The sequence below is a fragment of the Jeotgalibaca sp. MA1X17-3 genome (assembly GCF_021513155.1).
Lineage (GTDB): Bacteria > Bacillota > Bacilli > Lactobacillales > Aerococcaceae > Jeotgalibaca.
The window spans coordinates 2356874-2369470 of record NZ_CP090983.1; the positions used below are offsets into that span (position 1 = coordinate 2356874).

The window sequence follows — 12597 nt, forward strand, 5'->3', positions numbered from 1 at the left end:
CTTCCTCTCTAGTGTATGATTATTAGCAAAAGATAGCTGGAATTTCTTTTGGCTTTTGTTTAGTTGGTTCCTTTTCATTTATATGAATCGAATATAGTTGTTTATTCGTTTCTTTTACTATTTCTGTCATGCTCAAGTACTCTTGCATACAAATGTCCACAAAACCGATTTGGTAATTTTCTCCATCATATCTACCTAGACAGCTTTGATCATTCAACATAAAATAATGGGCTCCTACAAAAGCTGGATGAGAAGCAGCTTGTTCCATATAGTAACGATACGCAACTCCCCGTTCTTTCTGATCCAAAACGCCTCTTATACCTGTAGCAGTAAGTCCTTTATCAATGGATCCAAAATGAAACTCTCCAATCATTACTGGCTTATCAATAATAGCTGCAATTTCTTCCATTTTTTTATTAGGTGAGAGTTGATAGCTATTAATAGAAAAAACATCAAAATAGTTTGCACCCGAAAGCATCATTGGATCCGCAACATAAGCATAACGCATTCCTAAATTTAAATGATGTGGATCTACTTCTCTACACGCTTCTGCTGGAACGGATACGTAACGTTCAATCATTTCCTTAGAAAAAATTTCTAAATCCTCTTTAGCTTTATCAGAATAGGAAGTTGCTTTCCGAAGCGGTCTATTTAAATCATCAAAATCAATATAATCTGTTTTCCATAATTCATTAAATAACTGTATAGTTGAATATTTTCCTCTCATTTTTTGGATAAATTTCTTTTTAGATCCACTTTTCGCTGGATTTTCTAACATTTCTTCTGCTATATTCAAATTATATACAAATCCCCAAGCTGGTTCATTGCGCATAAAATATCCAATTAAGAAAGGGTCTTTTTTAAAAGGTAATAAATTTTGTGCATATTTTTTTGCTTGTTCAGAATATTCTTCTGAAAAAACATCAGGAAAATCACGAAATATTTTTTCTGTTGTAGATGGAAACGGAGCATTTCCTACAGAATCTAATGGAATCACATAAGGCATTTGTACTTGTTTTATAAATTTTTGAGAAGACCAGTTACCAATTGTATTCATTCCCCATTTGTGTAGATACATTCGGGTTATTTTATACCATGCCTCCCACCAATTTTCTTTTGAAAATACGCTAATGAGGTTCTGGATTCCAAAATCTACAGAATGATTATCTATTGCTTGTTCATCTAAATGGTTCACTAGCTCACCTAGATATGGTTGAACAAATTCAGTCCCTGTATGTGTACCCGGATTAATTCCATCTATACCCATTGAAAAAAACGGATAACCATCTGGTGTAACAAAGATCCATTTACCATCTATCTTCTCCGTTCGAAACCAGCCGGTAGCTTCTACTTGTTGACTACTTGATCCGTAATAGTCTCCTTTTCCTTCGGCATGTTTATAATCAAACTTTTCTGCTTCTTGTAAGAGGCTTTTTAAAATATGTTCCAACTGATTTTGACTTGATATTTTTGAATCCCATTCTTTTTTATTCCATTGACCCCATTGATCAATAAGGATTTCTGGATTATGGATTTCTTCTTCTTTTTTATTAGATAATTCTATAGAATCAATAATCAGTTCTCTTGTTGAGTGGAATTTTCTCGTGGATAAAACAACCTTTGTAACCTCTTCTTTCCGAATCGGTTTACCAGTGACCATCATCCGCAATCTCCCTTTCGTTCTAGTAGGAAATAAGTTCTGACTATTCAGTAAAGAAAGTGAAATCGGTACGGTTACTTTGGTAGTAGGCAAAAGACTAAACGAAACCGTTAAAATTTCTTCTTGATTTTTTGTAGAGAAAATAAGATCAGTCGTAAGTGATTCTGTATTGGTGTTATGTAAAGTAATTATTAAATAATTCCAATTTTGTAAGTTTTTTCCTTGCAAACAGACTTCCTTGGAATCCATCAAGACTATTTCACTTCCTGCTTTATCAAGAATAACTTGCTTGTTTTTTCCATGTATAACTTTTTCATGATTTTTTAACAATTTTTTCAACTCCTATTGTTCATCGAAAAAGGCTCTTTTTTCGTTAGAAAAAAGAACCTTTTTATTTTGGTAAACCTTATTTTACGCTATCATACCATTCATTAATTTCTTCCGTAATCTTATCTCCACCTTTTTCATGCCAATCTTGAACAAATTGATCATAAGCATCAATATCTTTTTCACCGTAAATAATCTTCGTAAATACTTCGTTTTCTAAAGTATTTAACTGTTCTCCATTTTTTGCCATTGTCGCAGTTGGTACTCCATTAAAGGCATCTGGAATAAGTGTGTCTTGTTGCTCTGCAGAAATAGCGTACCCTTTAATATGAGTAGGTTTTTGCGAAGCAGCTTTCAGTTCAATACCATTTTCTGGCTCTTCTCCTTTATAAACTTTAGCAAATGCGTTTATTTCATTAACTTTAGGAGCATTCTTAAAGAATATCATTTTTCCAGCATTTATGACTTCATCCATTGGTTCATTAAATTCTTTAGGGTTGTAGGTAGGTTTTCCATCTACCATATCATAGTCATACCCTTCAAAGATTCCATACTGGAAATCTCCTTCTCCAAAACTAATATCATACATTTTATCGTAGTAGTCAAAGAAGGCTTCCATGTTAGTAAAATCTTTATTAAATACAAACCAACCATCGTTTGTTTCACCACTTTGATACGTTTTATCTTCTTTAATTCCTTCAATCCAAGGGTAAGCTCCAATTTCTGCTCCCTCTACGTTGGTTTCTAAGTCGGAAACAGTCCCATACATCCAAGGACGTCCTAAAACAATCCCAGCTTTTCCTGTTGTAAAGTCGCCCATAGCATCCCAAGGTTCTAATACAGCCATCTCTTTGTTTATATATCCTTTTTCATACCAATCTCGCAGAGTTTGTAATGCTTCTTTATTTCCTTCTTGAATGGAACCATATACTAGTTTTCCTTCTTCATTCTCTACCCACAATTTAGGAAGATATTTTCCAGTATAGGCACTAAAAATCATCACGGGATCACTAACCCAACTTGTATTGTATCCATTCTTCCCAGAGAAAGTGTATCCGTATGTGTCTTTTTTACCATTTTGATCTGGATCGTCATTAGTGAACGCGTCAAGCACTTGTTCAAATTCTTCCATGTTTGTTGGTGCTTCTAAACCTAAATTATCTAACCAGTCTTGTCTAATCAGCATAACTTGACTTTCTGTCAAAAAAGGTGCAATTGCAAAGCCATATGTCTTTCCATCTTTAGTAACAGGATTAAATGTATTTGGAAATTCATCATAAATTTCTTTTAAACGTTCTGGCATATACTGCTCCATGTCTTCTGATACTTCTTTTACTTGACCAGATTCAATTAAGTCTGCTAAGAGTTGCGTATCATATACGGGAACAACGTCAGGTAATTTTTCTGCACCTGTCAAAGCTAAACGAAGTTTTGTATTATAATTATTTGCGTCTCCACCTAGAAGTGTAGTATCTATTTTTATACCTAATTCTTCTTCTCCCCATCTAGTTAAAACGTTATCATTTAAACTTTCACCAGTTTTATACTTACCTGCTAATTCATCCTGCTGTTTCCCAACTGTAATTGTAACCATTGGATCATATTTTCCATCAACTTTTTCAGGCCCAGCTGTTGATTCAGTGCCTGCATCGTTTGTTCCGCCGCAACCTGCTAAAGTTAGTGCTAGTAAGCTTGTTGTCATAAGAAGTGTTTTCTTTTTCATTATTTTTTTCTCCTTTTTTTATGTTTTTTATTCTTTTACTGCTCCCATTACAATCCCTTTTACAAAATATTTTTGTAAGAACGGATAAACAGATAAGATTGGTAAAGCTCCAATAAAGATCTGTGCAGCTTTTAACGTTCTTTCGGACATAGCTGCTGCCGAATCGGCATCTAGTTGCATATCTTGCATATTTCCTTGTACTACGACAGTTTGCAAGAAGGATGCTAGCGGATATTTATCTGTACTAGACATATACAAAATTCCATCAAACCATGAGTTCCAATTCCCTACCATGATGAACAAGCCAACTGTAGCAAGTCCTGGTAATGAAAGTGGTAAGTAAATTTTTCTGAAAACGGTAAAGAAACTAGCTCCGTCAATCAGTGCGGCTTCTTCTAAAGAAATAGGTATCGTACTAAAAAAGTTTTTAATTAATATTAAGTTATAGGCTCCAAATGCTCCCGGTAAGATTAATGCCCAAATCGTATCTTTCAATCCAAGGCTTGTTACAAGGATGTAGTTTGGAATCAATCCACCTGAAAAGAGCATCGTAAATACGAAAAACCACATGAAGAAATTTCTACCTCTAAATTCTTTTGAAAGTGCATAACCTGCCGTAGTAATTAAAAACATACTCAAAAGTGTTCCTAAAAACGTTCTTTTTAGAGAAATCCAGATAGATGTTAGGAAAGTAGAGTTTGTAAATGTTTTAGAATATGCATTTACGGTAAAGTTTACGGGAAGGAACGTAACTAGATTCCCATTAGCCGCGGCTTTATCACTTAGAGATACTGCTAGTAAATGCAAGAGGGGTAACAAGCAAAGTAACGCTACAATAATAAGAAAAATAGTATTGAAAAAAGTAAATGCTTTATAACCTTTTGATTTATGATGCACGATATATTTCTCCTTTCTTTAGAAAATTTTATATCCAGAAACTTTATAAGCAATTCGATATGAAGTCATAATTAAAATCAAACTAACCCCTGATTTAAAGAGCCCTACCGCTGTACCGAATCCATATTGTCCATTCAATAGAGATGCTCGATATACATAGGTGTCAATAATATCACCGGTACTGTATACCAATGGGTTATACAAGTTAAAAATTTGATCAAATCCTGCATTTAATATATTTCCAAGGCTTAATGTTGTCATCACAATAACCATTGGTAACATAGAAGGAATCGTGATATATAATGTTTGTTTCCACCTGCTTGCACCATCCATTTCAGAGGCTTCGTAAAGAGATGGATCAATTCCGGAAAGAGTTGCTAAATATACAATCATTCCAAAACCAAAGCCTTTCCAAACATCACTTGCAATCACAACTTGTCGAAAGATACTTGCGTTCCCAAGGAAAAAGAGTGGCTCCATTCCTAATTTCATCATAAATTGATTGACAATCCCGTCCAATGACAAGATATCAATCATCATTCCTGCAACGGTTACCCAAGATAAAAAGTGAGGAAGGTAAACCAAAGTCTGAACACTTTTTTCAATCCTACTTGCCGAACCTCATTTAAAAGTAGAGCCATCGTTACGGGAACAATAATCCCGAAGATTAATTTTCCAGTTGCGATAATCAGTGTATTGATAATTGCTTGTTTTGCTTCGTCATAGACGAAAATTGTTCGAAAGTTTTCTAATCCAATCCATTCCGAACCTAAAATACCTAACCAAGGTTTATAATTTTGAAAGGCCATAATTAGACCGCTCATAGGAATATAAGAAAAAACAATTGCAAAAATCATGCTAGGTACTAATAAGATATATAAAGGCCATTTTTGTTGGAGTTCTTTTTTCCAAGACATTCTCCTTTTTTTCACCTTTACTTTTTTCTTTTTCAAAGTTTTCTGATTGTTGATTGATACTTCCTCCATGTTCTTGCTCCTTTCTTATCCGAGCCAAACTGTTTTTTTACTCATTACATGTTTCATTTCTTATAAATCAACTTTAACAGAAGCGCTTCTATTCGGACATGCTACTTTTTTAACATATAGGCTATTAAATTTACTTGTTGGAAACGGTTGCAAGACTTCACTAAAAAAATATCCCTCTTCCTATTTTAAAAGGAAGAGAGATATTTTTTTAATCGAGATAAATTTTTTTATATCCTTTAAATATAGCGATCCACAAACTTCCACATAGACTCCCAATATAATTCAGGATTTACAAATACCGCATCAGCATGTTCTGCACCAGGTATTACTACTTTTTCTTTCTCCACTTGTGCAGCTTGATAGACTTGATCTAACATCTCAAAGGGAACAAAGGTATCTTGATCTCCATGAATAAATAGCATCGGTGTGGTACTTTTCTTTACTTGATTAACTGCCGAAGCTTTATAAATATCAAAGCCTGCTCGTAATTTAGTTATACTATTCGCTGCATTCATCACTGGAAAATTAGGCAGTTTAAATAAATCGGCTAGTTGATACGAAAACACATCACTAACGGAAGTATATCCACAGTCCTCTACAATTACTTTTACCTGAGGAGGTAACGCTTCTCCAGATGCTGCCATAACAGCGGCAGCTCCCATCGAAACACCAAATAAGACAATTTCTGCATCTAGATTCTGATTCGTAATGGTTTTCACCCAGTCTAAAAGGTCCAGGCGATCATGCCACCCCATCCCGATATAATCCCCTTCACTTTTACCATGTCCACGTAAATCTGGAGCTAAAATATTGTATCCATGTTCGTAAAAAGGACGGATCCATCGAGTCATTTTAGAAGCTTGGTCCCCATAACCATGTACAGCAACTACCCATTTCGAGTTATTCATTTCATTTTCGTAAACTTCCGCATGCAATCTCAATTGTCGCTTATCCGTAGAAGTGAGGAAGCGTGCTTTAGGAATCTGTTGTGCTATAAACTGTTCATCTGCTATTTTTTCTTTTGTTTCTATATCTGGGTCAATGGATTTATTTTCATCTAGATGAGGATTATTTTGCAAAAATTCTTTTTCTTCTTTTGCATTTAGTGCATAGTTATAAAAATAATTTCCTAATCCAAAATAAACTCCTAGTGGAACAAAAGCCATTCCGAATGATAAAAGCGCTATCTTTTTTTTCATTTTATCGCGTCCTTTGTTTACGATTTACTTTTTCGTATTCTATATTAAGCTTTAAAATTATAAACTGGAGTTAGTACCGATTTTACTGTGAATGTTTCAGATGTACGAGATAAAATTTCCTCCATCGGCTTATATGCAAAAGGAGCTTCATCTAATGTATTTGGACGAACAGAAGTTGTGTATACTTCTTGCATCGCTCTTTTAAAGTCTCTCATCCGTAATTTTTTTTAGCTTGCGTACGAGATAGTAATCTTCCTGCTCCATGTGGGGCAGAATTATTCCAATCTGGATTTCCTTTTCCAACGGCTAAAATGCTACCATCTCGCATATTTATCGGGATTAAAATCTCTTCTCCTTCATGAGCCGAGATGGCCCCTTTACGAATGATTTGATTAGGCACATCGACATAATTATGAATCGTATCAAAAGTAGAAATAATTTCTACTTTCATCTTTTGGATAATTTCTTCCATCATTGCTTTTCGATTTAGATGAGCAAATCGTTGACAAATTTGAACGTCATGAAGGTAATCTTCCATGTCCTCCTCTTCTAAATAAGCAAATTCAGAATCGACAAAATGTCCTTCTTCGTTTTCATTGCCTCTTTCTTTCCACTGTTGAACTGCTTTCTTTTGATAATAACTTGCAACATCATGGCCTAATGCGCGCGAACCAGAGTGAATCACGAAATAGTGATTTTCTTCCTCATCTTTATCCAGCTCAATAAAATGATTGCCACCTCCTAAAGATCCAATCGCTAATGCGCTTCGATTTTTTCTTCTTATCGGGGCCCGAACATCATCCAAATTAATTTCTTTCAACAAGGGATGACTCTTTTTACGGATGCCACTTCCACTTGGAATTTTATCGTTAATTACTTGATCCAATCTCTTAAAATCAGATTCGTTCCATTTCGTTTTGCTGAGTTTTGCTAGATACATTCCGCATCCAATATCTACACCAACCACATCAGGAACCATTTTATCATGATACGTCATGGTTGTCCCTACCACTGCCCCTTTTCCAATATGAGTATCTGGCATAATTCGAATTTTGATTCCTTCTGAAAAAGGATGATTTAATAATCTAGTAATCTGATCAATGGTTTCTTGGTTAATATTGGTAGTAAAAACTGTAGCATCGGCGAATGTCCCAGTCAGTTTTAGTTCGTCCTGTACGTCCATGTTATGGTTCCTCCTCCAAATTTCCAAAGAAATAGCCTGCAAGTTAATTGTATCATCCATTATCGTTTAGACAAATTTATTAGGAGTGGATACAGATATTCTTTGTCATCGAGTTGATTGAGTAAGCAAAAACTATATAAAAATATTTTCCTTACCTAATCACTACTTATTAGGTAAGGAGAAAGGTAAATCTAATCCTATACTTACTTAATAAAATTTTCCTTTCTCATATAAATGTAAATGATTTTTTTGATTAATTAGGTAACGAAATGTACAAGAAAAACTTTTAACTTACCTAATTCATTACTATTTCCAAAAAAAGAAAGAGGATTCCGTTTAATAAACGGAATCCCTTTCTTAATTACTCTTTTTTATTTTTTAAATTTCTCTTGAAACGCAGTTGCTACTTTTTCTGGAGTAAATCCAAGAGCTGCAGTAACCGTGTTTCCTTCACCGCTGGCGCCATAACGGTCAATTCCGTATGCCAAGCCATCTAGACCGACATAACGTTCCCAACCCGATGTTGCACCCATCTCAAGGGACATACGGTTGCGTACTTCATTTGGTAACACAGATTCTTTGTATGCTGCATCTTGTTTATCAAACAAGAAAGTACTTGGCATTGAAACAACGGAAACATCTACTCCATTATTTTTCAAAAGTTCTTGTGCTTCTATTGCTAAGGATACTTCAGAACCAGTCGCAATAAGAATTCCTTCTGGTTTGTCACCTTCTTGAGGAGAAAGTACATAAGCACCTTTTCGAACTCCTTCAGATGCCATTTCTTTCGTTCCTTTTAGAACAGGTAAACCTTGACGAGTTAATACTAGTAGAGTTGGTGTTTCTTCTGATTCCATCGCAATTCCCCAAGCAGCACTTACTTCATTGCCATCTGCTGGACGAACTAAGTTCATGTTTGGCATACCACGGAAACTAGAAATATGCTCTACTGGTTCATGAGTAGGACCATCTTCACCAACTGCAACAGAATCGTGAGTCATTACATATGTTGCAGGTATTTTAGATAACGCTGCAAGACGCATAGCTGGACGCAAGTAATCTGTAAAGACGAAGAAAGTTCCTGCATAGGTTTTTGTACCACCATGAAGAAGAATTCCGTTCATCATTGCACCCATTGCAAATTCACGCACTCCGTACCAAATATTTCGTCCCGCATAATTTTCAGGACTAAAGTCACTAGCTTCTTTATTCATTGTATTGTTTGAAGAAGATAAGTCTGCTGAACCACCCCATAGTGTTGGGATTGCTTCACCTAATGCTTGGATTGCTTCACTACTTGTTACGCGAGTAGCCTTGGCAGCATCCCCGACTTCATATACAGGTAATTTCTCTTGCCAACCATCAGGTAATTTACCCGCATAGGCATCCTCAAATTGTTGTGCTGATTCAGGATAAACCGTACGATATTCCTCAAATAATTTGTTCCAATCTTCTTCGGCTTTTTGGCCTTTTTCTACCATCGTCTCTTGGAAGCGAGTTTTCACTTCTTCTGGAACGTAGAAATCTGGGTGATCCCAATTGTAGTTCTTTTTAGCAAATGTAATGCCCTCTTCACCTAAAGGAGCTCCATGGACTTTACTGGTTCCCGCATCTGGTGCACCAAATCCGATAACCGTTTTGATTTCAATTAAGGTTGGTTTATCTGTTTCAGCTTTTGCTGCTTCAATTGATTTCGCAATTTCTTCTAAATCATTTCCATCTTTTACAAGAATATGTTGCCAACCGTATGCTTTGAAACGATCGCCTACATTTTCAGTAAATGCTTTTGAAGTCGGGCCATCTAAAGAAATATCATTAGAATCATAGAGACCAATCAATTTACCTAATTTTAAATGACCAGCAAGACTAGCTGATTCATGAGAAATTCCTTCCATCAAGTCACCATCTCCACATAGGAAATAGGTATAGTGATCCATGATGTTAAAGTTTTCTTTATTGTAGACACCTGCCTGGTGAGCTTCACTCATTGCCATTCCTACTGCATTAGCAAATCCTTGTCCTAATGGACCGGTTGTTGCTTCTACACCATCTGTATAATGAACTTCTGGGTGTCCCGGTGTGTTACTTTCATACTGACGGAAATTCTTTAAATCATCCAAAGTCACTTTATAACCTGCTAAATGAAGCAAACTATATAACAAAGCTGAACCATGACCTGCTGAGAGAACGAAACGATCGCGATCTACCCATTGACTATTTTTAGGATTCACCTTTAAGTATTTTGTCCATAAAGAATATGCCATTGGAGCTGCTCCCATTGGTAAACCTGGATGTCCAGAATTTGCCTTTTGAACTGCTTCGATACTTAATGTACGAACGGTATTCACTGCTAAATCATCAATTTGATCAAACATTGTTTTCCTCCTCATTTTTAACTACCCTTATTTTAGCTTAAAAACGATTATAAAGAAACATATTCTACTTTTTTAGGTTCTATACATTCAGCTTTCTTTTATCGAGTTTTTTTATATCTTACTTCTTCTAAAGTTTACTGTTCATTTTTCAACATTTTTTCGCAAAGTTCGTGTGACGCTAACGCAGATGCCGGAGAAACTGGATTCAGACCTGTATGAATGGATTCAACAAACTGATGAATCAGAGGTGCAAATCCTCGTTTATTCAAAGTCGGTTCCCAGTCTGGAAATGTTATCTTTCTTTGGGTTCCTTCTTGAAGAATTTCTATTTCATTTAAATCAATCACGCGATGAATTCCTCCATTACTTTGAACTTCCATAATCTCACGATTAGCTCCTGCTTCATAGTTCATTGTAATGACACAACTCGTTTGTTTGGTTTCTAAAATCATCCACGCTCTTTTTAATATTCCTTTTTCTGAAATGATATGAGAATCCATTCTCTCCACTGGATGGTCCAATAAAAACAAGGCGACATCAACCAGATGTAAAAATAAATCATAAATTGCATAACGAGACTCTTTCTTGCCTTGAATTCGGTCTTTTTGAATAAAAATCATTTCTTTATTCGGGATGGGCTTTAATTGTTGAACCAATGGAGCAAAGCGGCGGTTAAATCCGCAAGTTAGTACCACTCCTCTTTGTTCAGCAAGTTCTAATAACTCTTTAGTTTCATCTATATCTTCACTAATAGGCTTATCCACATATACATGAATGCCCTCTTCTAAGAAACGTTTAATCAGAGAGTAATGCACAGAAGTAGCCGCATGAATGAACACCGCTTGAATTCCACTATTTAATAAACTTTCTACCGTAGAATGAACATGAGTCATTCCATATTTAGCTGCTACTTGATGTAACACATCTTTATTTCGTGTAGATAGATGCCACTCCACTTCATCTTGCATCATTGCCATAACAGGTAAGTATGCTTTTTGAGAAATCATCCCTATACCTAGTACACCGATTTTTAACATTGTTATCGTCCTCCTGCCTTTTCATACGATTCTTCTTTATTGTACTGTTTCTAACTCTTTTCATCATCCTTTTTCTTTCTATTATAATTTTATGAAAACTGTTACAATACAATCAGTGAAAAGAATACATACAAAGAAAGGATGGAAAAGGAATGCATATTAGTCAAAAAAAATTTGGAACGTTCCAGAATCAAGAGGTTCCAGCAATTACTCTTACGAATAAAAATGGCGTTTCCATAACGGCAACTCCTTTTGGAGCATCCATTGTAGAATGGAATGTTCCCGATCAAAAAGGGGTATTGGATAATATTATTTTAGGTTTCAACCAGTTGGATGAATATATTGAATATCGCCCTTACTACGGTGCAACAATCGGACGAGTAGCTGGAAGAATTTCTCAAGGGATGTTTTCTATTGATGGTAAATCTTATCAAGTTTCCCAAAATGAAAATGGCAATCATTTACATGGAGGCATCCAAGGTCTCGATACTAAACTTTGGAACTTTGAAACGAAGAAACGGGCACACGAAGCTAGTATCATTTTTTCTTGTGAAGATCAACATGGTTCAAACGGTTATCCCGGTAATATAATGGTACAAGTCACCTATACGTTAACGGATGAAGATGAGTGGAAAGTAGCTTACTCTGCATCCACCGATCAACCTACTCTCTTTAATCCAACTAACCATGTTTATTTTAATTTACATGGAGATATCTCTAAAAATATTTTAGATCATCAACTTTTTGTACATGCGGAAACGTATGCTGAATTAGGAGACAGTAACAATCCAACGGGTCGTCTTTTACCAGTAGAAGGTACACCTTTTGATTTCCGAGAGGCGGCTTCCGTTTCACAATCAACAGAATCTGATCATCCACAAACTAAAAAAGTCAGTGGCTTGGACCATCCATTTGTTTTGAATCCTAAAAAAGATCAACTGGATGCTAGTATTTTTGATGAAGAGACGGGTAGAAAAATCGAAATGACAACTGATCAAGCAGCTGTGGTTATTTTTCTTCATAATGGAAAAGCGGAAGGATATACTCTAAATGGTCAGCCGATTGAGGCTTATTCGGGAATCACTTTAGAAACACAAGCTCTTCCAGATGCCATTAATCAAGAGAATTTTGGAGATATTATCTTACGTCCTGAAAATCCTTACACTTCAGAAACGGTGTATCGTTTTGTATTAGAATCCTAGTTCTAGTA

Annotated in this window: 11 protein-coding genes; 1 reads left to right on the forward strand and 10 read right to left on the reverse strand. The window is 35.6% G+C overall.

All coding sequences use genetic code 11. The features are described 5' to 3' along the window. Positions 1-22 precede the first annotated feature (22 nt). From LZ578_RS11720 to LZ578_RS11765, 10 genes are all read right to left on the reverse strand, one after another. Complete coding sequence (locus LZ578_RS11720; protein WP_235145346.1) at positions 23-1990, reverse strand: beta-galactosidase; 1968 nt, start codon at positions 1988-1990, stop codon at positions 23-25. A 76-nt stretch (positions 1991-2066) separates the two neighbouring features. Further along, positions 2067-3710, reverse strand: coding sequence for a hypothetical protein (locus LZ578_RS11725; RefSeq protein ID WP_235145347.1), 1644 nt, complete (start codon positions 3708-3710; stop codon positions 2067-2069). Positions 3711-3737: 27 nt separating this feature from the next. Continuing rightward, positions 3738-4607 (reverse strand): carbohydrate ABC transporter permease, encoded by an 870-nt coding sequence (locus LZ578_RS11730; protein WP_235145348.1) that lies wholly within the window; start codon positions 4605-4607, stop codon positions 3738-3740. 18 nt (positions 4608-4625) lie between these two features. Further along, positions 4626-5192, reverse strand: a complete 567-nt coding sequence (locus LZ578_RS11735) for an ABC transporter permease subunit (RefSeq protein WP_235145349.1) — start codon at positions 5190-5192, stop codon at positions 4626-4628. Continuing rightward, positions 5159-5593, reverse strand: coding sequence for a hypothetical protein (locus tag LZ578_RS11740; RefSeq protein WP_235145350.1), 435 nt, complete (start codon positions 5591-5593; stop codon positions 5159-5161). The genes LZ578_RS11735 and LZ578_RS11740 overlap by 34 nt, the downstream gene beginning before the upstream one ends. A 236-nt stretch (positions 5594-5829) precedes the next feature. Beyond that, a complete protein-coding gene (locus LZ578_RS11745; RefSeq protein ID WP_235145351.1) occupies positions 5830-6792 on the reverse strand; it encodes an alpha/beta hydrolase in 963 nt (320 codons plus the stop codon). A gap of 44 nt (positions 6793-6836) precedes the next feature. Continuing rightward, positions 6837-7007 (reverse strand): RtcB family protein, encoded by a 171-nt coding sequence (locus LZ578_RS11750; protein ID WP_235145352.1) that lies wholly within the window; start codon positions 7005-7007, stop codon positions 6837-6839. Then, positions 7004-7975, reverse strand: coding sequence for an RtcB family protein (locus LZ578_RS11755; RefSeq protein ID WP_235145353.1), 972 nt, complete (start codon positions 7973-7975; stop codon positions 7004-7006). Before LZ578_RS11755 ends, LZ578_RS11750 begins: the two co-directional genes overlap by 4 nt. Before the next feature lie 371 nt (positions 7976-8346). Beyond that, complete coding sequence (gene tkt, locus LZ578_RS11760) at positions 8347-10350, reverse strand: transketolase (RefSeq protein WP_235145354.1); 2004 nt, start codon at positions 10348-10350, stop codon at positions 8347-8349. A gap of 134 nt (positions 10351-10484) precedes the next feature. Beyond that, positions 10485-11387, reverse strand: coding sequence for a Gfo/Idh/MocA family protein (locus LZ578_RS11765; protein WP_235145355.1), 903 nt, complete (start codon positions 11385-11387; stop codon positions 10485-10487). Between the two features lie 152 nt (positions 11388-11539). Between LZ578_RS11765 and LZ578_RS11770 the strand changes: the two genes are divergently transcribed. After that, a complete protein-coding gene (locus LZ578_RS11770; protein WP_235145356.1) occupies positions 11540-12589 on the forward strand; it encodes an aldose epimerase family protein in 1050 nt (349 codons plus the stop codon). Positions 12590-12597: the final 8 nt, after the last annotated feature.

Excerpts from the sequence above, each read along its gene's own strand:
- LZ578_RS11765 (WP_235145355.1), bottom strand. The coding sequence starts at position 11,387 with ATGTTAAAAATCGGTGTACTAGGTATAGGGATGATTTCTCAAAAAGCA.
- LZ578_RS11725 (WP_235145347.1), bottom strand. The coding sequence starts at position 3,710 with ATGAAAAAGAAAACACTTCTTATGACAACAAGCTTACTAGCACTAACT.
- LZ578_RS11740 (WP_235145350.1), bottom strand. The coding sequence starts at position 5,593 with ATGGAGGAAGTATCAATCAACAATCAGAAAACTTTGAAAAAGAAAAAA.
- LZ578_RS11745 (WP_235145351.1), bottom strand. The coding sequence starts at position 6,792 with ATGAAAAAAAAGATAGCGCTTTTATCATTCGGAATGGCTTTTGTTCCA.
- LZ578_RS11755 (WP_235145353.1), bottom strand. The coding sequence starts at position 7,975 with ATGGACGTACAGGACGAACTAAAACTGACTGGGACATTCGCCGATGCT.
- tkt (WP_235145354.1), bottom strand. The coding sequence starts at position 10,350 with ATGTTTGATCAAATTGATGATTTAGCAGTGAATACCGTTCGTACATTA.
- LZ578_RS11770 (WP_235145356.1), top strand. The coding sequence starts at position 11,540 with ATGCATATTAGTCAAAAAAAATTTGGAACGTTCCAGAATCAAGAGGTT.
- LZ578_RS11750 (WP_235145352.1), bottom strand. The coding sequence starts at position 7,007 with ATGAGAGACTTTAAAAGAGCGATGCAAGAAGTATACACAACTTCTGTT.